The sequence below is a fragment of the Sandaracinaceae bacterium genome, from assembly GCA_016706685.1.
In the GTDB taxonomy this organism is placed as follows: domain Bacteria; phylum Myxococcota_A; class Polyangia; order Polyangiales; family Houyiibacteriaceae; genus JADJJE01.
In genome coordinates this window covers 348601-369600 of record JADJJE010000002.1, presented here as the reverse complement: position 1 = coordinate 369600, position 21000 = coordinate 348601, and the positions used below count along the sequence as shown (strand labels likewise).

The 21000-nt window shown below is 70.8% G+C and carries 17 protein-coding genes; 8 read left to right on the top strand and 9 right to left on the bottom strand.

Going from position 1 to position 21000, the window contains the following annotated elements; translation table 11 throughout:
- Nucleotides 1-4: 4 nt before the first annotated feature.
- Nucleotides 5-2047: a M3 family metallopeptidase gene (locus IPI43_05180; protein ID MBK7773515.1), complete on the bottom strand. Its 2043-nt coding sequence runs from the start codon at nucleotides 2045-2047 to the stop codon at nucleotides 5-7.
- Between the two features lie 94 nt (nucleotides 2048-2141).
- Here IPI43_05180 and IPI43_05175 point away from each other — a divergent pair, with 94 nt between their 5' ends.
- Together IPI43_05175 and IPI43_05170 are read left to right on the top strand one after the other, a co-directional pair.
- Complete coding sequence (locus IPI43_05175; GenBank protein ID MBK7773514.1) at nucleotides 2142-2771, top strand: class I SAM-dependent methyltransferase; 630 nt, start codon at nucleotides 2142-2144, stop codon at nucleotides 2769-2771.
- Nucleotides 2772-2780: 9 nt separating this feature from the next.
- Nucleotides 2781-3569 carry an SDR family NAD(P)-dependent oxidoreductase gene (locus IPI43_05170; GenBank protein ID MBK7773513.1) on the top strand — a complete coding sequence of 263 codons (789 nt, stop codon included), beginning with the start codon at nucleotides 2781-2783 and terminating at the stop codon, nucleotides 3567-3569.
- 21 nt (nucleotides 3570-3590) lie between these two features.
- Here the strand turns inward: IPI43_05170 and IPI43_05165 are convergent, their stop codons facing one another.
- Nucleotides 3591-5030 (bottom strand): hypothetical protein, encoded by a 1440-nt coding sequence (locus IPI43_05165; GenBank protein MBK7773512.1) that lies wholly within the window; start codon nucleotides 5028-5030, stop codon nucleotides 3591-3593.
- A 58-nt stretch (nucleotides 5031-5088) separates the two neighbouring features.
- Here IPI43_05165 and IPI43_05160 point away from each other — a divergent pair, with 58 nt between their 5' ends.
- The 5 genes from IPI43_05160 (at nucleotide 5089) to IPI43_05140 (ending at nucleotide 11404) form a co-directional block, all read left to right on the top strand.
- Nucleotides 5089-5703 carry a TetR/AcrR family transcriptional regulator gene (locus IPI43_05160; protein MBK7773511.1) on the top strand — a complete coding sequence of 205 codons (615 nt, stop codon included), beginning with the start codon at nucleotides 5089-5091 and terminating at the stop codon, nucleotides 5701-5703.
- Between the two features lie 122 nt (nucleotides 5704-5825).
- The gene (locus tag IPI43_05155) at nucleotides 5826-7631 is read left to right on the top strand and encodes a hypothetical protein (protein ID MBK7773510.1); all 1806 of its coding nucleotides are present in this window, start codon (nucleotides 5826-5828) and stop codon (nucleotides 7629-7631) included.
- Nucleotides 7632-7672: 41 nt separating this feature from the next.
- Nucleotides 7673-8752, top strand: coding sequence for an MBL fold metallo-hydrolase (locus IPI43_05150; GenBank protein MBK7773509.1), 1080 nt, complete (start codon nucleotides 7673-7675; stop codon nucleotides 8750-8752).
- Between the two features lie 44 nt (nucleotides 8753-8796).
- A complete protein-coding gene (locus IPI43_05145) occupies nucleotides 8797-10449 on the top strand; it encodes a DUF3556 domain-containing protein (protein ID MBK7773508.1) in 1653 nt (550 codons plus the stop codon).
- A 52-nt stretch (nucleotides 10450-10501) separates the two neighbouring features.
- Nucleotides 10502-11404 carry an AEC family transporter gene (locus tag IPI43_05140; GenBank protein ID MBK7773507.1) on the top strand — a complete coding sequence of 301 codons (903 nt, stop codon included), beginning with the start codon at nucleotides 10502-10504 and terminating at the stop codon, nucleotides 11402-11404.
- A 19-nt stretch (nucleotides 11405-11423) separates the two neighbouring features.
- On the opposite strand, the gene IPI43_05135 is transcribed toward IPI43_05140, so the two are convergent.
- A complete protein-coding gene (locus IPI43_05135; GenBank protein ID MBK7773506.1) occupies nucleotides 11424-12455 on the bottom strand; it encodes a phytanoyl-CoA dioxygenase family protein in 1032 nt (343 codons plus the stop codon).
- A 124-nt stretch (nucleotides 12456-12579) separates the two neighbouring features.
- Here IPI43_05135 and glgA point away from each other — a divergent pair, with 124 nt between their 5' ends.
- Nucleotides 12580-14034, top strand: coding sequence for a glycogen synthase GlgA (glgA, locus tag IPI43_05130; protein MBK7773505.1), 1455 nt, complete (start codon nucleotides 12580-12582; stop codon nucleotides 14032-14034).
- A 30-nt stretch (nucleotides 14035-14064) separates the two neighbouring features.
- On the opposite strand, the gene IPI43_05125 is transcribed toward glgA, so the two are convergent.
- Genes IPI43_05125 through IPI43_05100 form a run of 6 tightly spaced genes read right to left on the bottom strand, consistent with a single transcriptional unit; the run spans nucleotide 14065 to nucleotide 20935 of the window.
- Nucleotides 14065-14991: a hypothetical protein gene (locus IPI43_05125; GenBank protein ID MBK7773504.1), complete on the bottom strand. Its 927-nt coding sequence runs from the start codon at nucleotides 14989-14991 to the stop codon at nucleotides 14065-14067.
- A 50-nt stretch (nucleotides 14992-15041) separates the two neighbouring features.
- A complete protein-coding gene (locus tag IPI43_05120) occupies nucleotides 15042-15473 on the bottom strand; it encodes a transcriptional repressor (GenBank protein MBK7773503.1) in 432 nt (143 codons plus the stop codon).
- A gap of 46 nt (nucleotides 15474-15519) precedes the next feature.
- Nucleotides 15520-16380: an energy transducer TonB gene (locus IPI43_05115; GenBank protein ID MBK7773502.1), complete on the bottom strand. Its 861-nt coding sequence runs from the start codon at nucleotides 16378-16380 to the stop codon at nucleotides 15520-15522.
- Between the two features lie 6 nt (nucleotides 16381-16386).
- The gene (locus IPI43_05110; protein ID MBK7773501.1) at nucleotides 16387-17373 is read right to left on the bottom strand and encodes a hypothetical protein; all 987 of its coding nucleotides are present in this window, start codon (nucleotides 17371-17373) and stop codon (nucleotides 16387-16389) included.
- Between the two features lie 38 nt (nucleotides 17374-17411).
- Nucleotides 17412-18296: a hypothetical protein gene (locus tag IPI43_05105; protein MBK7773500.1), complete on the bottom strand. Its 885-nt coding sequence runs from the start codon at nucleotides 18294-18296 to the stop codon at nucleotides 17412-17414.
- Nucleotides 18293-20935: a TonB family protein gene (locus IPI43_05100; GenBank protein ID MBK7773499.1), complete on the bottom strand. Its 2643-nt coding sequence runs from the start codon at nucleotides 20933-20935 to the stop codon at nucleotides 18293-18295. The genes IPI43_05105 and IPI43_05100 overlap by 4 nt, the downstream gene beginning before the upstream one ends.
- Between the last annotated feature and the right edge of the window lie 65 nt (nucleotides 20936-21000).

Sequence of the window (21000 nt, the reverse complement as noted above, 5' to 3'; positions counted from 1 at the left end):
CGGCTCAGGCTGCCTGGGCCAGCCCCGAGCGCCGCAAGAGCGCGGTGAGGTCGGGGTCGCGGCCCATGAACGCGCGGTAGAGCTCGCCCGGGTCGCGGCTGTCGCCCATCTCGAGCACGGCCTCGCGGAAGGCACGGCCCACGCTCGGGTTGGTGACGCCCTCGGCGGCGAAGCGCGAGAAGGCGTCCGCGTCCAGCACCTCGGCCCACTTGTAGCTGTAGTAGGCGGCGGCGTAGCCCACGGGGCTCGAGAACAGGTGGGTGAAGCCCGCGATCATGGCGTACTCGTCCGGGTAGGGGCAGGCCGAGAAGCGCGTGAGCAGGCGCCGTGAGTAGGCGAGCACGGTGCCGTCTCGCGCCGGGTCGTACTCGGTGTGCAGGCGCAGGTCCACGCTGGAGAAACCCAGCTGACGCATCTGCGCGTTGCCCGCGCGGAACGTGCGCGCGCTGGTCATCTTCTGGAAGAGCGCCTCGGGGATGGGCTCGTTGGTCTCGTAGTGGCGCGCGAACAGGTCCAGCGCCTCGCGCTCCCAGCACCAGTTCTCCATGATCTGCGACGGCAGCTCCACGAAGTCCCAGGCCACGTTGGTGCCCGCCAGGCTGCGCACGGACACGCGGCTGAGTGAGTGGTGCAACAGGTGCCCGAACTCGTGGAACAGCGTCTCCACCTCACGGTGCGTGAGCAGCGCCGGCTTGTCCGCCGTGGGCTTGGTGTTGTTGGCGCAGAACAGGCCCAGCTGCGGGCCACCGTCCACCGCCGAGATGAGCGGGTGCATCCACGCCCCGCCGCGCTTGTTCTCGCGCGGGAAGAGGTCCGCGTAGAAGGTGGCCACGTGCGCGCCGTCCGGATCCACGATGCGGTAAGTCGTGACCTCGGGGTCCCACGTGGGCAGCGTGGTGGGCTCGATACGCACATCGAACAGGCGCTGCACGATGGCAAACAGGCCATCGAGCACGCCCTTCACGGGGAAGTAGGGGCGCAGCTCCTCCTCGTCGAAGTCGAAGCGCGCGCGGCGCAGCTTCTCGGCGTAGTAGCCCACGTCCCAGGGCGAGAGAGCCTCGGCGTCAGGACCCTCGAGCTCGCGCCGGAAGGCCAGCAGCTCGTCGTTCTCGTGCGCGAACGCGGCCTCGGTACGCGTGACCAGGTCGTCCACGAACTCGCGCGCGCGGGCACCGGTGGCCGCCATGCGGCTCTCCAGCACCAGGTCCGCGAAGTTCTGGTAGCCCAGCAGCGTGGCCTTCTCGGCGCGTAGCGCGACGATCTCTTGCAGCAGCGGCCCGTTGTCGTGGTCCCCGCTGGTGGCGCGCGTGTTGTACGCCCGCCAGACCTGCTCGCGCACCACGCGGTCGTCCAGATAGGTGAGCAACGGGATGACGCTGGGCGCGTGTAGCGTGAACCGCCACCCGTCCTTGCCCTGGGCCGCAGCCGCCTCGCGCGCGGCCACCTTGGCGCTGTCGGGCAGCCCGGCCAGGCTCGCTTCGGTCGGGAGGTACAGCTCGTAGGCGTTGGTGGAGTCCAGCACGTTCTGCGAGAAGCGCGTGGTGATCTCGGAGAGGCGCGTGTCGATGGCCTCGAGGCGCGTCTTCTTGTCGCCCTCGAGCGCGGCGCCGTTGCGCCGGAAGCTGTCCAGCGTCTTCTTCAGGAAGCGCGCACGGGTGGGGTCGAGCGACGCCGCCTCGGCCGTGAGCGAGAAGGCCTTCACGCGCTCGTAGAGCCCGTGGTCCATGGAGAGCGCCGACCAGAAGGCGGTGGTCTTGGGGATGGTCTGGTTGTAGGCCTCGCGCAGCGCGTCGGTGGTGGCCACGCTCTCGAGGTGCTCGAGCACGGTGCTGGCCAGCTCCAGCTTGGCGGTGGCGGCCTCCATGGCGCCCAGCGTGTTGGCGTAGGTGGGCGGGCTGGTGTTGGCGCGAACCGCGTCCATGGCCGCGCTGGCGGCGGCGATGAGGGTGTCCGTGGCCGGCACGGCGTGCTCCGCGCGAACGGCGTGGAAGGGCAGCTCGAAGCCGAGGTCGAGCAAGGGGTTCTGCGCGTCAGGTGCTGCGGTCATTTGGGGGTGATCCTACTCGACCTTGTCGCGCGAGCACGCGCTGGTGTTACGAGGGCCCCCATGGGCCTGGCTCGGCGCGCTACCCTAGCCCCCGATGACCCAAGACCTGAACGCCACGCGGGCCATGTGGGACGAGCGCTACGGCGCCCAGCCCTTTGCCTACGGCACCGAGCCGAACGTCTATTTCGCCGAGAAGCTGAGCGCGCTGCCGCCCGGCCGGCTGCTGCTGCCCGCCGAGGGCGAGGCGCGCAACGCCGCCTTCGCGCTGCGCCAGGGCTGGACGGTGGACGCCTGCGACCTGTCGAGCGAGGCGCAGCGCAAGGCGCTGGTGCTGTGCGCGGGGTACGAGGACGCCCTCGACTATCGGGTGGGCGACGCGATGGCCATGGACTACGCGGACGAGAGCGTGGACGCGCTGGCCTTCGTGTACGCGCACTTTCCCTCGGCCGTGCGCGCCGAGCTGTATCCGAAGCTGCTGCGCGCCGTGCGCCCGGGCGGACACGTGATCGTGGAGGTCTTCGGCCAGCGCCAGCTCACCTACCAGCCGCACCACGCCTCGGGCGGCCCGCGCGACCCGGACCAGCTCTTCACCGCGGACGACCTGCGCCAGCTGTTCGAGGGCTGCGACGTGCTCGAGCTGCTGGAGGGCGAGGTCCAGCTGCGCGAGGGCATCTACCACCAGGGCCAGGGCTGGGTCTGTCGGTTCTTCGGGGTGAGGCGCTGAGGAGGCCCCATGAGAGACCTGTCCAACCAGATCGTGTTCATCACCGGTGGCGCATCGGGCATCGGGAGAGGCCTCGCCGAGCGCTTCGGCGCCGCGGGCGCGAGGTGCTTCATCGCGGACGTGAACGAAGACTTGGTGCGCGAGGCGGCGCTTTCGATGAGGTGCACGGGCATCCCGCTGGACGTCCGCGACGCGGGCCAGGTGCGCGCCGTGATCGATGGCATCACGCGCGAGCACGGGCCCATCGACTTCTTGGTGAACAGCGCGGGCATCGTGCGCGCGGGGGAGACCCACCTCTTCGAGTACGACGACTGGAAGCGCGTCCTCGACGTGAACCTCTACGGAGTGGTCAACTGCATCCACGCGGTGTACCCGGAGATGGTCCGCCGGCGGACGGGGCACATCGTCAACATCGCGTCCATCGCCGGGCTCTTCCCCTCGGCCGGTCAGGTGTCCTACGTGGCCAGCAAGTCTGCGGTGGTCGGACTGTCGCATGCGCTGCGCGTGGAGGCCGCTCCCCATGGCGTGAGGGTGTCCGTGGCCTGCCCCGGGATCATCGACACGCCCATGACGCGCGGCTTCAGCGTGAAGGCCAAGAACCCCGACAAGGTCAAGAGCCGGATCCCGCGGGGCATCGACGTGGGCGAGTGCTGCGACGTGATCCTGAGGGGCGTCGATCGCAACGACGCCACCATCTTGGTCGGAGGCCTGGCGCACACGCTGGCTTCCCTGCACCGAGCGAGCCCTTGGTTGAGCGGCAAGCTGAACGGGCTCTCGCTGCGCTTCCTCAATCGTTAGCGGGGCGGCTGGGTCTGTGCCTCACGGGACCACGTGCAGCAGCCGCTCCACGATCAGCTCGCGCGGCGCGGGGGACACGCTGGCCCCGGGCTGGACATAGGCGCGGAAGGCAAAGCTCAGCGCCTCGTCGAGGTCGACGCCCGGGAACCCCGTGGGGACCTCCACACAATACGGCTCGTCGCCGCAGTCGCGCATGATGGACACGGCGTAGAGGTACTCGGCGTCGGGATCGTCTGGGAGCAGCGCGTCGGCGCTGCCACGCATCTGCTCGCTGGTCATGGCGGCCACGCCGGCGAGGCGCGCCGAGTTCATGACCACCATGTTGCTGTAGGTGGCGCGGCCGAAGGCGGCGTGGTTCACGCCCAGCGCCACGATGCGCTCGCCCGGAGCGTCGGTGAGGAACAGCGTGTTCGCGGTCATCCCCGTGGGGGAGGCGGGCCCGGCGCTGTAGACCGTGTCGCTGATCTCGCCGAGGCAGTTGGAGTAGTTGGCCAGGCACGCCTCGGAGCGCAGCACGAGCGAGACGATCGACGCCGAGATGACGGGGACAGGGGTGAAGGTGCCCCCCGCATGCCGAGCGCGAACGGCGGCCTCGAGCGCGTCGAGCGCGGGGGTGAGCTGGCTCTCGCTGTCACCTGTCGCGCGCGTGGCGCGGATGGGGACCGGGAACGCGCTCACCTCGCGCGGCTCGCTCGGCGTCACGCGCATCACGTGGGCCGGGATGGCGTCGAGGTGGGCGGCTCCGGCCGCGGCGTCGCTGAACAGGGCGAAGCGCTGCAGCAGCATGATCAGGTCTGCATCGGAGCCATTGCCGAAGCGCACCTGCTCTGCAGGCAGGCCGAACGTGATGATGTCGGCGTCCGCGAGGCCGGTGGCCCGCAGGCCGCGGCGCAGCTCCGCCTCGAGCTCGGGGCTGCCGGTGATGATGACGCCGATCTCCCGGTCGAAGGCGCCGTCCGGGAAGTGGGTGTGGTTCACGGCGTCCGTGATGCTGGCGAAGATGGGCTGGCGCTCGCCCTGGTCATCCTGGCGGGAGAACACGTAGGGCGCGTAGCTGAAGTACGCCGCCTCCGGCGAGGTGCGACCCACGTAGACCACGGCCTCGTCGGCGCGCAGCGCCCAGCCCGCGCTGCGCCCCTCCGGATCAGGTGGGAGCCCCATGCCCTCGGCAGCAGGCAGCGCCGTGCCCGGCGCAGGCGGCAGCCACCACATGGCGTAGGGGCTGGTGGCGTTGTTCCCGAAGCAGCTGGGCAGCTCCGCGCAGTCTTCGATGCGGAACGGCTTCACGGCGCCGCGCTGCACGCTGTAGCCCGCGCGCGTGAGGCGCTGCTCGAGGGCCTCGTCACGCGGGAGGCTGGCGCCGCCGGTGCAGCTGGCGAGGCACGTGGCGCCCAGCAGCACGCTCACCCCGAGGAGAAGGAAGCGCGCGGAACTCGGAGAAGCGAAGGTATGCTCGACCATGATGAGCGATAGATTATCGTGCATTGTGAACGGTGGCAAGTGGGGTAAGTTCGAGCCCGTGACGAGCGAAGAAAAGGCCGACGGCCGGCGGAACGACACGCGCGCGCGGCTGCTGGACGAGGCACTCCACGTCTTGCTGCGCGACGGCTACGAACAGGCGACCACCGGCCGCATCGCCGCCGCAGCGGGCATCCGGCAGTCCAGCTTCTACAGCCACTTTCCCTCGCGCGAGGCGTGCCTGGCGGAGGCGGTCACCCGCGAAGCGGACGCGTTGGTAGACCGCCTCGCGGCCCGTCGCCAGGGCCTGCGCAGCCTGCCGCTCGCCACGCGCACGTCACGCGAGGTATCGAACGCGGGCTTTCGCATCACCCTCACGCACTTCTCCGCACACAGTGAGATGTGCGCGTTGGTCGCCATGCGCGAAGCAGATCACGCGGCAGGCGTGGCCGTGCGCGCGGCGCTCGAGAAGCTGCGCGACGGGCTCGTGTCGGATCTGGGCGTCTATGGCGTGGCGCCCGGCCCCGACGCGGTCATGCGCATCGAGCTGATGATGGCGCTCACGTGGCAGGCCTCGATCGGCGTGCGCGAAGGGCGCTACCCGTTCGAAGCGGCGGTGGAGGTGCTCACCGACCAGGCCATGGCCATGTTCCCGCGGCCGGAGGCGGAGTCGTAGGGCCTGGTCGGCTCAGCGGCCGGAAGCTGGCAGGGGCCCGCACCGGCGCTGGCTGTAGCTGTACCGAAGGCTCGCGCCACGGTATACCCGGAGCGCAAGGACTGCCTCCGGAGACACGACTGATGACCATTCGCCACCTGCTCCTCACGCTGGCCATGTGTGCCGCGACGCTCTTCCCCGGATGCGGGGGAGGCGACGCGCCCCTCGACAGCGGGCCGGCCGACCAGGCCGTGAGCACCACGTGCGCCGTGAACAACGGCGGCTGCTCCATCAGCCCCATGGTGCTGTGTGGGCTCAGCGGCACGGGCCAGGTGCTGTGCGCCGCGTGCCCCACGGGCTACGTGGGCGACGGCCGCGTGTGCACGTCGAGCGGTCCCGTGGACGAGTGCACGCTGGGCACCGACAACTGCTCGCCGAACGCCATCTGCACCGACACGGTGGCGGCGTTCATGTGCGAGTGCGCGGGTGGCTTCAACGGCAACGGGGTGGTCTGCGAGCACGTGGCCTGCGAGGACGTGGGTGACTGCGACGACGCCGTGGCCTGCACCGTGGACAGCTGCAGCGCGTCGGGCAGCTGCCTGCACACGCCCACGTCGTCGCTCTGCGCGGACAACGGGGTGTGCCATCCGACCCGGGGCTGCCTGGTGGGGAGCATCTGTGGGTCGCCCTCCGAGTGCGTGGACAGTGACCCGTGCACGCGCGACGAGATGTGCGACGCGGCGAGCGCCACGTGCGTGTTCGCGCCGCTGGACAACGACGAGGACGGCGAGGTCCCGCTGGTGTGCGGCGGCACGGACTGCAACGACGCGGTCTCCCAGGTGGGCGCCGGCAAGAACGAGCGCTGCGGCAACGGGGTGGACGACGACTGCAACGGCGTGGTCGACAGCGACGCCACGGTCTCGTCGGACCCGACCCTGCGAAGCTCGGAGACCAACTGCGGCGGCTGTGGGAACGCCTGCGCGCAAGGCGACACCTGCTACCAAGGGGTGTGTGTGGCGTGTGGGACGACGGGGGCCCCGTGCTGCAACACGACTTGTGAGAGCGCGACATCGTGCTTCGGCGGGACGTGCAGCAACGGGGGCTCATGCCTCCGCGCTGGCGGAACCGCCACGTGCACCGCTCCCTGCGGCGACATTGGCGAGATCTGCTGCGCCGGGAGTACCTGTGGCTGGGCCCAGACGTGCGACGCGGGCAACATCTGCCGAGACGCGAGCTTCTGCGCCGACGCTGGCACGGCCGTGCTGTACCGGTTGAACAGCCTCGACATTCCGACCCCCGACCAGGCCGCGGCCGGGGACATCGTGGGCCACAACGTGGACCGCGCGGGCGACACCTGCGGCGTGCCGGACTACGACGGTGGCGTCGACAACTCGCTGATCGACCTGGCCGCCGCACTTCCGGCGCTGGCCCCGGATGATCCCATGGATCTCCAAGCCGAGATCGACACCGCGCTGAACTGCCCGGCAGCGAGCGTGGACTGCACGCGAATGGACCTGATCGTGTCCGTCCGAACGGGCACGGGATGCGTGATCATGGAGATCGAGGACGGTAACGGCGAGACCCTCGCCGGGCCGTTCTCGGGCACCCGAGATGGGAGTGGCAACGTCCGCGGAGTGGTGAGCAGCCTGAATCTGACGATTCCCTACGGCACGGACACGGGCACCGTGGACATCGACCTGACCATCACGAACGTCATCATCACGGGCAATGTGACGGCTAACTCGCTGTCGAACGTGGTGATTGGTGGCGCTCTGGTGCAGACGGCGTTGGAGACCACCCTCATGGAGGCGCTTGCGACGATTGACGGGAACTACAGCTTCGACGACGTCGAGCCGATCCTCGAGAACCTGTACGACATACAGGTTGGCGGGCAGTGCGCTGCGCTGTCCGTGGGCTTCACCGGGGCAGGCACGCTCTACACCCCCTGACGCGAAGTCACGCTCTGGCGCCTTCTGCGACGAAGGTGCTCATGCTGGACGTGAAACAACGCGACGCGGCGCTCATCTCCGAGGCCAAGAGCCCCCTGCTGACCGGCCTGCGCCTCGAGCGGGCCCGCGCCTCTGGGCGCTTCGGGGATGACGGGCGCTTCCACAACCCGAGCGGGCTCGGCCCTTCGCTGCAGGGTCCACCCTGGCCCGTGATGAAGGACTTCTTCTTCGGCGGAGGCCAACGGCGGCCCACCCGAGCCCTGCCCGTAGAGAGCCCCCTGCCCGTGCTGGCCAAGCGCGCGTCCACCGAGCTGCGCATGACGTGGCTCGGGCACAGCACCGTGCTCATCGAGATCGACGGCGTGCGCGTGCTGACCGACCCGGTGTTCGGCGAGCGCGTGGCGCCCGTGACGTTCGCCGGGCCCAAGCGCTTCCACCAGACGCCCGCCGCGCTGTCGCAGCTGCCGCCGCTCGACGCCGTGCTGCTCTCGCACGACCACTACGACCACTTGTGCGCCAGCAGCATGCGGCAAATCGCCAAGCTGGGCGTGCCGGTCATCACGTCGCTGGGCGTGGGCGCCCGCCTCGAGGCCATGGGCGTGCACCCGAAGCGCATCGTGGAGCTGGACTGGTGGGAGGACTTCACCCTGCCCGGCGGCGCCCTGCGCTTCACGGCCACGCCCGCGCAGCACTTCTCGGGGCGCTCTCTCACGGACCGCAACCGCACGCTGTGGTCGTCGTGGGTCATGACCAGCGCCTCGCACCGCGTCTTCTTCTCGGGGGATACGGGCCTCACGGAGGACTTCAGGGAGATCGGCCGGCTCTATGGGCCGTTCGACGTGGTCATGCTGGAGATCGGCGCCTGGCACCCCGCGTGGGGGGCCATCCACCTCGGCCCCGAGAACGCGCTGCGCGCCTTCGAGATGCTGCGCGGCAAGGCGCTCTTCCCCGTGCACTGGAGCACCTTCGACCTGGCCCTGCACGCCTGGGACGAGCCCGCCGAGACGCTGGTGCACCTGGCTCGGCAAGGCGGTCAGCGCATCATCACGCCGCGCCTGGGCCGCCCCTTCGAGCTGGCCCACGTGGAGGGCGTGGACCCGTGGTGGCGCGAGGCCCGCTGAGGCGGTGACGCAGGCGGCCCGCTTCGTGCGACCATGCCGCCGTCATGTCCCTGCCACCGCATCCCATCGCCGAGGCGCACGGAGCGCCCTTCCCCGAGCGCATGCGCCTCACCTGCCGCAACTGGGCGGCGGGGGAGCACGCCACCCCCATGGGGGTGATCGTCTTCTACTGGGTGAAGTACGCCCTCCTCTACATCGGCGGCTGGGCCCTCTTCGTGGGCTTCTCGCGCGGCGACACGCCCTTCACGGCCGTGGGTGAGTGGGCCTTCACCGCAGACGCCTTCCGCAAGGCCGTGCTGTGGTCGCTGCTGTACGAGTCGCTCGGCTTCGGCGGCTCGTTCGGGCCCATGAACGCCCGCCTCTGGCCGCCAATGGGCGGGGCGCTCTACTTCTTGCGCCCGGGCAGCACCAAGCTGCCGCTCTTCCCCGGCGCGCCGCTGATCGGGGCGGACACCCGCGGCGGGCTCGACGTCGTGCTGTACGCCGCCTTCATGGGTGCCTGCGTGTGGGCGCTCGTCGCTCCCACGGTCACGCCTGCCTTGCTGCTGCCCGTGGTGATCCTGACGGCCGCGCTCGGCGTGCTCGACAAGACCACGTTCCTGGCCGCCCGCTCGGAACACTTCTTCACGTCGCTTCTGTGCCTCACGGTCCTCGGCGCGAGCGAGCCCTGGGTGGCCGCGTGCCAGGTGGTGTGGCTCGGCATCTGGCTGTGGGCCGGCGTGTCCAAGATGAACCACCACTTTCCGTCCGTGATCATGGTGATGATGAACAACGGGCCCTTCTTCCCGCAGGCCCTCAAGCGGCGCCTGTTCCGCGCGTTCCCGGACGACTTGCGCCCCTCCGGCTTCGCCATCGGGATGGCGCGCATGGGCACGCTCATCGAGCTCTCCATCCCTGCGCTGCTGGTGCTCAGTCCTTCCCCCGAGTTCACCTTCGGCGCGCTCTGCGTCATGACCGTGTTCCACGGCTACATCGCGCTCAACAACCCGAGCGGCATGCCCATCGAGTGGAACATCGCCATGGTCTACGGCGGCTGGTTCCTCTTCGGCGTGCACCCGGAGGCCAGCCTCGCCGCGCTGTTGGCTCACCCCGCGCTGCTCGCCTTCCTCGTGGTCGTGATGCTGGCCATCCCCGCCTACGGCAACGTGGTGCCGAGCCGCGTCTCGTTCCTGCTCGCCATGCGCTACTACGCCGGCAACTGGGCCTACACCATCTGGCTCTTCCGGGGCGACAGCGCGGCGAAGCTGAGCAAGCTGAAGAAGGCCGCCGGGACGCTCCGCGAGCAGCTCGAGAAGCTGGTGCCCGACGAGAACGAGCGCCACAAGACGCTGATGATGACGCCCGCGCACCGCTTGCTGCACCTCGAGGGCCGGCCATTGCACGACGCGCTGCCCTACGTAGCCCCCAACCTGGACGACTACGAGTGGATGGACGGCGAGGTGATCGGCGGGGCGATCATCGGGTGGAACTTCGGCGACGGCCACCTGAACGGCGCGCAGCTGCTCGCGAACGTGCAGCGTCAGTGCGGCTTCGAGTCCGGCGAGCTGCGCGTCGTGTCCATCGAGGGGCAGCCGCTCTTCGGACGCACCATGGCCTGGCAGGTCCACGACGCACGCGACGGGCTCATCGCCCGGGGTGAGTCCGAGGTCGCGGCGATGCACGACCGGCAGCCCTGGGCGTTCGGCCAGCCGGGCTGAACTCACGAGCACGGGCGCCGAGGGCGGGCGCAGGTCATCTTCCCGCCGCGTCATGGCCAGTCTGCTCGTCGTCGTGTTGTCCTTCGCCTGCGGGGTGTGGCTCCGCCGGAGCCCGCGCTTGCCGGCTGACGCGCACAAGGCGCTGAACGCCTTCGTGCTCGACATCGCGCTCCCCGCGGTGGTGCTGCGGGCCGTGCCGCGGCTGCCGATGGACGCCACGCTGCTCGCGGCGGCGGCCATGCCATGGCTGGTGTTCGGCCTGGCGTTCGCGCTGCTCTGGCCGCTGGGGCGCGCGCTCGGCCTGTCCGTGAAGACGCGCGGGGCCCTGGTGCTCACCGCCGGCCTCGGCAACACGTCGTTCGTGGGCTTCCCCATGCTGGAGGCGCTGCTGGGCCCGGAGTCGCTGCCCGTGGCGGTGGTCATCGACCAGCTGGGCTCGTTCTTCGTCCTCTCCCTCCCCGGCATCGCGCTCGCCACCGCCTGGGCGGGTGGCGCTGCGGACCCGAAGCAGCTGGCGCTCCGCATCATCCGCTTTCCGCCGTTCGTGGCGCTGCTGGTGGGGGCCGCCACCATCCCCTTCGGTGGCTTCCCGCCCATCGTGGACCAGGCGCTCGAGCGCATTGGGGCCACGCTCACGCCCCTGGCAATGGCCTCGGTGGGCCTCCAGCTCACGCTCGGCGAAGTCCGCAAGCGTGCGGCTCCGCTGGCACTCGGGCTCGGCTTCAAGCTCGTCCTCGCGCCCCTCGCGATGGCCCTCCTCTACCTCCCCACCCTCGGGCTCACCGACATGACGCGCGTGGTCGTCCTCGAGGCGGCCATGGGGCCCATGATCTCGGCGGGCATCATCGCCCAAGAGCGCGACCTCGACCCCGAGCTGGTGACGCTGATGCTGGGGGTGGGCATCCCGCTCTCGTTCGTCACCGTGACGCTGGCCGCCTGGTTCTTGGGCGCCTAGCGGAGAGCGCCGGGCGCGCTCAGACCCACTGCGGATTCACCGCCATGCGCACGGGCTGGTAGTTCACGTACTGCACGAAGCGCGGGCGAAGCGCACGGTTGGGGCGACTGCCGTGAGCGAGCGCCTGGTGCCAGACCACCAGGCTCCCCGCCCCGGCCGCGATGGGGCGAGCGCCAAGGGCGTGCAGGTCGGTCGAGCGGGCCACGCTGGGATCCGGGAGTGTCGCGAGCCACGCCTCGAGCGTGCGGTGCATCCCAGGGACGAGCGTGAGCGCGCCCTGCTCGGCTTCGGTGTCACGCAGGTAGATGAGCCCCTGTGTCCCGAACGGGATGGGCGTTTTGAGGCTCACGTCCCAGTGCAAATCGGGACCCGGGAAGGTGTAGGCCTTGCTCTCCGGTGGGTTCATGCCCACGCGATCGAACGACGGGAGCAGGTCGGTGCGCTGCCACAGCTGCTCGAACACACCGCGCACGGATGGCGCCAGCCGGTTCTCCTCGAGCTGAGCGCCATGAAAGAGCTGGACCATGATGCCCTGCTTGTCGGGGTGAGCGCCGTACCAGGTGGCCGGGTCGCGTTCGTCTACACCGAGGTGGGCACACACGATCTGCACCGTGCGCTCGCAGGCCTCGTGCGACAGCACGTTGGGCACCACCACGTAGCCGTCTTCACGCCAGGTGCGCCACTGGTCCTCGGTGAGGACGTCCTCCTCGGAGGGGACACACGGCACCGGGCGATCCCCGCCGAGCACCACGTCGTTGAAGCGCGTGATGGCGCCACGCGAGGGCAGCCTCTCGCTGGTGCGGTCGATCCAGTGCTCGAACTCGGTCAGCGTGGGCCGTGCGCTCAACAGGTACCGCAGCGTGGGCTGCAAGGGGAGACGGAGCAGGTGAAGGAGCGCAGCATCGAGATCCGGCTCGAGCGGCACCTCCGCCGCCTCACCTGGAGGGACGAGCAGCCGCGCCCAGAAGCGCGGCAGGTGCATCACGCCATGAGCGCCCACATCCGGTGAGTCGGGGATCGCACGTGGGTGGGGGTGGGCCACAGCGGACACGGCGGGAGGATACGCGCTTCGCCGGGTTCGCGTCTCCCCGCGCGGAGCAACGGCGGGCGCCCCAGAGAGTGGCTGCGTGACGACCTGGACGGATCCGCGCTCACGCGCTATTCGCTCAGCCCCCGTGCGCGTCCTCCACGTCCTCTCCGAGCTCTACCCGCTGATCAAGACCGGCGGCCTGGCCGACGTCGGCGGCGCGCTGACCCTCGCGCTGCGTGAGCGCGGCGTGGACGTGCACGTGCTGCTGCCCGGGTATCCCGCGGTGATGCGCGCGCTCGGCGCCAGCCGCGTGCTGTTCACGGACGCCAACTTCTTTGGTGGCGGGCCGGCGCGCATCTTGTGCGGGACGCTCGTGCCGCCCAACTTGCCGGCGTGCGTGCTGGACTGCCCGGGCCTCTTCACGCGCGACGGCGGGCCGTACAGCGACGAGCGCGGGCACGAGTGGCCGGACAACCACCGGCGCTTCGCGGCGCTGGCCTGGGCGGGCAGCCTGCTCTCGCGCGGGCTCGACGGCGGCGCGCGGCCCGACATCGTGCACACGCACGACTGGCAGGCGGGGCTGCTGCCGGCCTACGAGCGCCTGCGCAACGGACCCGGTGGGCCGCGCTTGGTGCACACCATCCACAACCTGGCCTACGCCGGGAACTTCGACGCCCACGTGCTGCACGAGCTGGGGCTGCCCGACCGAGCCTTCACGCCAGAGGGCGTGGAGTTCTACGGGCGCCTCTCGTTCATGAAGGCGGGGCTCGTATACGCCGACCGCATCACCACGGTGAGCCGCACCTACGCCGACGAGATCCAGACAGCCGCCTTTGGCTGCGGCTTCGAGGGCCTGCTCAGCAAGCGCCGCACCGTGCTGCACGGCATCGTGAACGGCATCGACGAGCGCGAGTGGGACCCGGCGCGTGACCCGCACCTGCCGGCCACGTTCACGGACGAAGACCGAAGCGGCAAGGCTGTGTGCAAGGCCGCGCTGCAGAAGCGCATGGGGCTCACGGTGAAGCCCAGCGCGCCGCTGCTGGGAGTAGTGGCGCGGCTCGCGTGGATGAAGGGCCTCGACCTCTTGCCCGAGGCGGTGCTGCCGGCGCTGACCGAGGGCGCGCAGCTGGTGGTGCTGGGCACCGGGGAGCCCGCGCTCGAGACGGCGCTGCGCGCGCTGCAGACCGCGCACCCGGGCCAGGTGTCCGTGCGCGTGGGCTTCGACGAGGCGCTGGCGCACCTGATCGAGGCGGGCTCGGACGCCCTGCTGGTGCCCTCGCGCGTGGAGCCGTGCGGGCTCACTCAGCTGTATGCGCTGCGCTACGGCACGCTGCCCGTGGTGCGGCGCACGGGGGGCCTGGCCGACACGGTGGTGGACGCCACGCAGAACAACATCGCGGCAGGCACCGCCACCGGCGTGGTCTTCGATGACGCCACCGTACTGTCCTTCGCGCAAGCGCTGCTGCGGGCGTTGGCGCTCTACGACGAGCCCGCGAAGTGGGAGGCCATCACGGCCACGGGCATGCGCCAGCCGGTGGGCTGGGGGCCCGCCGCCGCCGAGTACCAGGCGCTGTACGAAGAGCTTTTGGCGAGCCGCTGAGCGCCGCCGCGCTGCACCCGATGCAGAGCCTCACGGGCCGCAGGGGTACTCGATGTGGGCCCACCAGAAGGGGCCGCACTCCTCGTTGTCGGACCACACGCGCTCGCTCCACTCCTCGCGCAGGTTTCCGTCGGGCGACACCGAGGCCAACGCGCTCAGGTGCGGCGCCCGGTAGAGCACGCCCGCCACGCGCCCGCGGTAGGTGACCACGCCCTGCCACTGCTCGAGGCCCTCGATGGGGATCACGCGCTCCCCCCGGCGCAGCGCGCTCGCGGTGCGGTGCTCCACCTGCTGCTCGCATTGCGCGTCGCTCGGGCCCACGAGGAAGCTCGCCGAGGACGTCTCGAGCGTCTCGGCACCTGCGTCCAGCTGCGCGTGCGCGCTGATGGCCTGCTGCAGCGGGCGACCCGACACCGCCTCTTCGCTCATCCACGCTTCCACCCGAGCGCGGTGCTGGGCGTCCCGCAGCGAGGCCGGGCTGGTGAACGGCTCGTCGGTGGGCTCCGTGAGCGCCATGAAGCGCACGCCCTCGGGCCAGCTGCCCGACACACGGGCCACGCGGGCGAAGGGCCCCGTGCAGCCGGTCAGCGGACGCGCCACCGTGGTGGAGGTCTCGCACTGGCCGGTGCTGAGGGAGACGGGCTCGCCCACCTGCGCGTCGCAGGGGCCCGTGGGGGTGAGCAGCTGCACGGTGCTGGGCGCGGGTCCGGCCGGCGCCGGCGGCTCGGCTCCCTCGTGCACATACGCAAACGACACGAAGAGGTAGGGCGCGTCCTCGTGGACGATGACGCTGCCATACGAGCCCGCAGGAGCCTGCAGCAAGTCCGGAGGAGGGGCCTCGCTCGCGTCGCCTTCACCCGGCGTGGTGGACCCGGACGAGCCGTGGCACGCGGTGAGGGCGAGACCGAGGGTGAAGGCGAGCGAACGCGAAGCGGCTGGGCTTGTGGGGAATCGCATGGGCGCGAGCCTACACTGGCGCGCGTGGCCTCGCTGCATCCTGGACACGACTATGCGGTAGCCCGGCAGCTGGGACACGTGCCCACGAGCTGCAGCTCGGCATCGGCCAGCGCCTCGCGCCAGCGACGGTCCACGCTGGCGGCCAAACGCGCCTCGGGCAGGCACTCCACGGCCCCACAGGTGCGGCACGAGAAGTGCGGGTGGTAGTGCGGCTCGTCGTCGGCCTTGCGCGCCTCGTAGCGCGCCACGCCGCCCACGTGGCTGGCCACCCACGCCAGCTCCGCCTCCACCAGCTTCAGCAGGTTGCGGTAGATGGTGGCCTGATCCCAGTCGGGGCTGGCCAGCTGCGTCACCACCTCGGTGTGCGAGAGCGGGCGATCCGTCTCGAGCAGCAGCTGGTACACCGCCACACGCGGAGCGGTGGCACGCAAACCAGAGGCCTGCACGCGGCGCCGCACCTCGTCTTTGGACACGCGCTCCATGGCGGGCAACGTATCGGTCGGACGTGGTGGAAACAAGTGGCCCTCGTCAGCGGGCGAAGTTGACGCGGATGGCCGGCGTGGTGGCGCGCACGGGTGTGCCGGCGTCATCGCGCGCGGGGCTGTAGGTCTCGCGGCGGGCGCAGGCCTCGGCGGCAGCGGCGAAGCCATGGCCTGGGTCGCTCAGCGCGCTGGCGCTCACCACGCTGCCGTCTGCCTCGACCACCACGCGGACGAGCACGTTCTGCGCGTAGATGTCGGCTGCCATGGCCTCGCTGGGCCAGGGGCAACGCCACTGACCGCCGCTGGGCCGCGCGGGCTGGGCAAGCGACGGGCGGCCAGTGCCTTGACCACCGCCACCGGGACCTCCGGCGACACCTTGGACGCCGCCGCTCGGCGCTCCGCCGTTGCTGCCAGCACCCACCCGCGCTGCCATGCCTCCGGGCGCGACCATGCCGGCGTTCACCACGCCACGGACGTCGGCCAGATGCGAGAGATCCACCGGAGCAGCGGCATGCTGCCGTGCCGCGACTTCGGCCGCAGTGGTCTCGATGGCGAGGCGCACCCGCGCGATGGTCGCGATGCGAGCCGCCATTTCAGGCGAGACTGGCTCGGGCACACGCTGCGCCGCAGGGGCGTCACCCGCAGGCGCCGCCTCCTCGATGACCTCGAGCGGGATGGTCATGGTGCTGGGCGTCTCTTCGGGGCGCAGCGACGCATGCCCCTCGCCAGCGCCGGTGGGGAGCAAGCCGGCCACCCACAACACCAACACGTGCGTGATCAGCGCGAGCAGCCCAGCCACCACGCTTCGCTGCCCATCGGGCGACACCCAGGCTCGCCCACGGCGCGACACGGCCGGAGTGTTGGCTGTCCCGACGGGCTGGTCAAACGTGATGCGGGCTTCACTCATGGTCACTCAGTGCTCGTGCCCCACGCCGTCCACGGGGCACGCGCCCTCCCCCTGGAAGTGGCCCTGGGTCTTCAACTGCGCGCGTACGTAGGTGTACATGGTGTCGAGATCCGTGATGGTGGTTCCGCCCAGCTGGAAGCGGTCGTCGAGTTCGGGCAGCTGCGCCGGCGCAATGGCCTGAAGCTCGGCCGCGGTGACGGTTCCGTCAAGATTGAGGTCGCAGTCCGCCAACCACTGGGCCAGGCGCATGACGCCGCCCTCGTCGCCCTCGGGGAAGCCGTTGAAGAACAGGTGGTCGCCGTGCAGGGTCATGGACACGGACGTGGAACCATCGGCGGTCACCGCGAAGCCGGTCACCTCGTCCACCCGGCAAGGCCCGTAGCTCGTCTCGGCGGTGGCGCCGAACAGGAACCGGACGGTCGCCACGTCGTAGCAGGGGTTCGTGCCCGACAGGTTGCCGTTCGGCGTGGCGCTGCCCACCTGGGCCAGGGCGGCCGGCGGGCAGGACTCGCCCTCGGCGTTGGTGAGGGTTCCGTCGATGAGGTAGGTCCAGTCGTTGGCCACCATCTCGTCGAAGTCGGCCTGGCTCACCGAGCTGTGGCGCATGCCGCCGTCGGCGGCCCCTGGCGTTCTGTAGTTGAACTCCCAACGCCCGGAGCGCATGCCGTCGAACTGCCAGAGGTCGAGGCCTGCGGACGGCACCTGCGTCATGTCCACCACGAACACGTCCGCGCCTTCCACGTCCACCGCCTCGTCCGTGGAGAGGTGCATGTCGAGGTCGCCCACGGTCGCGATGTAGCGGTCGAACGTCACGTCCCAGCCGTCGCGGATGTTCTCGGGGTCTGCGCCCGCCGCGATCCCATCAACGATCACATCCTCAGCTTCGAGCAGCGCGGTGAGCGAGCCCGTGCCTGCCTCGCCACCGCAGCCCACGGCGGCCGCGCCGAGGAGCACGAGGTTCAGAAAGCCCACCACTTCGATCTTGTTCCGCACGGTTGTCTCCTTGGTCGGACCACAGGGTCTCCAGTTGCTCATTCGGCGCCCTCCACCCACACGAATTCCGGGCGCGCGCCCGAGGTCAGCGCATTGCGCAGCGCGCGGAAGGCCTCGCTGGTGGGCTCGATGGCCACGCTCTCGGCGCAGCCGCGCCCGGCGATGCACACCTCGCTCGCGGCGCTGCAGTCGCGGCTCACGTGGGCGCCATCGGGGTCGCAGGTCCACTCCACGAGGCCGTCGCACACCACGCCCGTTTGCTCCGGCCCGCAGGTCTCGAACTGCACGTACGAACGCAGCTCAACACCCGCCAGCCACGTGGCCGGGTCGAAGCGCACCTGCAGCGCGTGCTCGGTGCCGGTCACGTCGTGGAAGAAGTCGTCGCTCGTGCTCTTGCGCACCACCGGCACGCCCAGCTCGGTGGCGCCGGTCTGCTGCACCGGCACCTCCGCGCGAAAGGGGAGCGTGATGCCGCTGACCACGGCGGTGCCCTCGAGCACCAGCGAGTGACCGCCCAGCGCCTCGGCCGCGTCGAGCACGATGGGCTGCTCCTGCGTGAGCTGCGCGCTGATGGCCAGGTCGTACATCCACGACTGCACCACGCCCGATACGCCAAAGAGCTCACCGACGGGCTGCGCCGTTCCGCTGAGTGCGTCCACCACCACCGTGTCCAGCCACTCGAGGCGCGCGGTCTCGCACAGCTCGCCGGCTTGGGCGCCCGCACAGAGGTAGAGCGGTCCGAAGGCGAGGTCGGCCCGCGTGAGCGTCACCGGCACTCCGCCAAGAGCCTCGATGGGCGCGGCGGCCTCGGTGCCCACCACCTCGAGTGCCAGCTGTACGCGCTCCTGGCTGGTCTCCGCGCATGCCACGGGCAGCAGCGCCCATGCGAGCGTCCACGCGGTCGTGAGTACCCGGCGGGTCACAGCTGCACCCCCAGCGTGACCATCAGCGACAGCGGCGCGCCGGCTGCGATGTGGCGCGTTGGCGTGCGCGTGCGGAAGTCGTCATCGGGATCCCAGTCCGACGCGAAGTTGTACTCCACGGCCGCGTAGCGCGTGTTGATGGCGTTGTGCAGCTGCACCCCCAGGTCGAGCGCGCGGAACCGCAGGCCGGCGCCAATGTCCAGCAACGACACAGGCGCCGCGGCTTCGTCGAAGGGCAGCGGCCGCGACGACAGATAGGAGAAGCCCACACCCGCGCGCCCCGTGAGCGCGTGCCCGCCCAGCGTGGCCAGCACGTGGGTGGCGCCCAGCTCGGCGCGAATGACCACGGGCGGCACGAAGGGCAGGCGCTGCCCACGCACGTAGGGCGGGAGCGGCTCTTCGGCGCTGGCCGGCGGCGGCGACAGGAGCGTGGCCCCCACCACGGTCACCGAAAGTGAAGCGACGATCCAGTCGAGCGGGCGCACCACCGCGTGCACCGTGGCCCCCACGCGCTGGGTAGCGCCGATGCGCTCGAGGCGGCCCTCTGCAGCCGAGAACGCGATGTCGTCCGAGAGGCGCGTGTAGTAGGCACCCAGCGTGAGCTCCAGCACCTCGTCGTGGGTGATGCGTACGCCGAGGTCGCCCGACCGCACCTTCGAGAACGGCGCGGGCTCCCCGTCATCGAGCAGGCGCGCCTGGGGCGAGCGGTAGCCCTCGCCATAAGCCGCGAGGATCTCGAGCCACGGCAGCGGGGTCACGCGCGCGCTCGCCCGGGGCCCGAACGTGGTGCCCAGCGCGCTGCGCCGGAAGCCCACGATGTAGGTGTCGTCGGGCCGCACGATGGGGGCGAAGTTCCCGAGGCGGTCCTCGATGTCGTACGACAGCACGGCGCCCCGCACGCCCGCGCGCAGGTCCAGGTACTCGGTGATGTGGAAGTCGAGGTCCGCCCAGAAGCCGAGGTCCACGCCGCGCACGCTCGCGTCCACGCGCTGGTCCCAGGTCTGGTTGCGCACCGTGGCGTCCAGCAGGTTCTGCGCCTGCTGAATGCCGTCCAGGCGCCCCTCGACGCCCAGCTCGAGCGTGCCGTGAGTCCACGCGGTGGGCCGCATGGGCGCCGTGCGGTAGCGGCCCGAGAGGCCCACCGAGCGCGTGCGGTTCTGCTGCTCGATGAGATCACCGCGCCCGGCCACGCGCTCGAGCGTGCGCGAGCGCTGGATGAAGCCGGTGAAGTTCTCCTGGATGCGGAACTGGTCGTAGCCCAGCCACACGCCCAGCTGGCCGCTGTCCCCGCGCTCGCCGCGGTAGTCCGCGAAGAGGCCCAGCATCACGCGGCTGGCGAGCGCGTTCTGCGCCTGCGCCGTGGGCAGGTCGTACACGCAGGTGAAGCACACGCGGCCGGCGGCGATGTCGTCCTGGCGCAGCACGCCGGCCAGGTCCGAGCGCGCGGTGTGCAGCACGCCGATGGCGCGCAGCGTGAAGTCGCCCACCTCGGCCGCGCGCTGGAGAATGGCGCTCGCGGCCTGGCCCGCGCGGTTCTCCCCGAAGCCGTCGGTGCGCGTGTACTGCACGGCGCCGAAGGTCTCCTCTGCAAGGCCGCGCGGAGCGAAGAGCAGGAGCTGCCGCGAGGTGCGGAACGAGCCGTAGCTGGTGGCCAGGCGCACGCCGCGCTCGTCTTCGGCCACGCCCAGCGAAATGTCGATGGAGCCCGCGACCGCGAAGTCGCCCTGGCTCGGATCGGACACGCCCGCGCGCACATTCATGCCGCTGACCACGTCGGCGATCAGGAAGCCGAGGTCCGCGTAGCCCTGCCCGTGAATGTGCGAAGGCAGGTTGATGGGCAGCCCGCCCACCCGGAACGCGATGTCCTGGCCGTGCTCCGCGTCGAAGCCGCGCAGCATGTAGTTGTGGGCCACGGCCGGCCCCTCGGAGCGGCCGATGTACAGCCCTGGCGCCGAACGCAGCACCTCGGCCCCCTCGGAGCGGGGCGCGGCAGCCAGCTGGTCCCGCTGCAGCTCGAAGTCGCTGGCGGAGCGGCCCTCGGTGCGCAGCTCGCGCTCGCCGCGCACGGTCACGTCGATGACCTCTTCCTCTGCCGTGGGGGTGGTGGAGGCGGCGGCGGGATCCGTGTCCGGCTCTGGCGCGGGCGTGGTGCTGGCGTCTTGCGGTGTGCTGCCGTGTTCGGGATGCTCTTCGTTGGGCACGGCCACGGGCTCGGCCGCGGGCAGCACGAAGTCGAACGGCACCCGGATGCGCGCCGCCACGGGCTGGCCGTCCCGCGTGGCAGGCGAGAAGCGCCACTGCCGCATGGCCTCGACGGCTGCCGCGTCGAACTCCGCGCCGCCCGAGAGCAGCACCTCCACGCTGCCCGCGCTGCCGTCCACCTCCACGGTGACGCCGAGATCCACGTGCGCCTCGAGCCGTGCGGCAAGGGCCGCGGGCGGGTACGTGGCCGCCACGCTGTGCTGCACCACGGGGGGCTGAATCACGGGCTGTGGCAGAGCCTCACCCGAGCCGTCCGAGCCCGGGGCGCCTGCTTGGGCGTGCACCTGCGCCGCCAGGCCGCACGTGACCACCAACGCCAGCGCGCTACAGGCGCAGAGGCGAATGGGACGGAAGCCAGGTGCCCAGGCGGGGAACATGGCCTCGGATTATCACATCAGGATGCTAATGCAAATGACTTGCAGAAGATTGTGGATCTCAGCTG

Coding starts and splice junctions, on each gene's coding strand:
- IPI43_05170 (MBK7773513.1), top strand. CDS start 2,781: ATGAGAGACCTGTCCAACCAGATCGTGTTCATCACCGGTGGCGCATCG.
- IPI43_05100 (MBK7773499.1), bottom strand. CDS start 20,935: ATGTTCCCCGCCTGGGCACCTGGCTTCCGTCCCATTCGCCTCTGCGCC.
- IPI43_05155 (MBK7773510.1), top strand. CDS start 5,826: ATGACCATTCGCCACCTGCTCCTCACGCTGGCCATGTGTGCCGCGACG.
- IPI43_05115 (MBK7773502.1), bottom strand. CDS start 16,380: ATGAGTGAAGCCCGCATCACGTTTGACCAGCCCGTCGGGACAGCCAAC.
- IPI43_05175 (MBK7773514.1), top strand. CDS start 2,142: ATGACCCAAGACCTGAACGCCACGCGGGCCATGTGGGACGAGCGCTAC.
- IPI43_05120 (MBK7773503.1), bottom strand. CDS start 15,473: ATGGAGCGCGTGTCCAAAGACGAGGTGCGGCGCCGCGTGCAGGCCTCT.
- IPI43_05145 (MBK7773508.1), top strand. CDS start 8,797: ATGTCCCTGCCACCGCATCCCATCGCCGAGGCGCACGGAGCGCCCTTC.
- IPI43_05140 (MBK7773507.1), top strand. CDS start 10,502: ATGGCCAGTCTGCTCGTCGTCGTGTTGTCCTTCGCCTGCGGGGTGTGG.
- IPI43_05125 (MBK7773504.1), bottom strand. CDS start 14,991: ATGCGATTCCCCACAAGCCCAGCCGCTTCGCGTTCGCTCGCCTTCACC.
- IPI43_05180 (MBK7773515.1), bottom strand. CDS start 2,047: ATGACCGCAGCACCTGACGCGCAGAACCCCTTGCTCGACCTCGGCTTC.
- IPI43_05150 (MBK7773509.1), top strand. CDS start 7,673: ATGCTGGACGTGAAACAACGCGACGCGGCGCTCATCTCCGAGGCCAAG.
- IPI43_05165 (MBK7773512.1), bottom strand. CDS start 5,030: ATGGTCGAGCATACCTTCGCTTCTCCGAGTTCCGCGCGCTTCCTTCTC.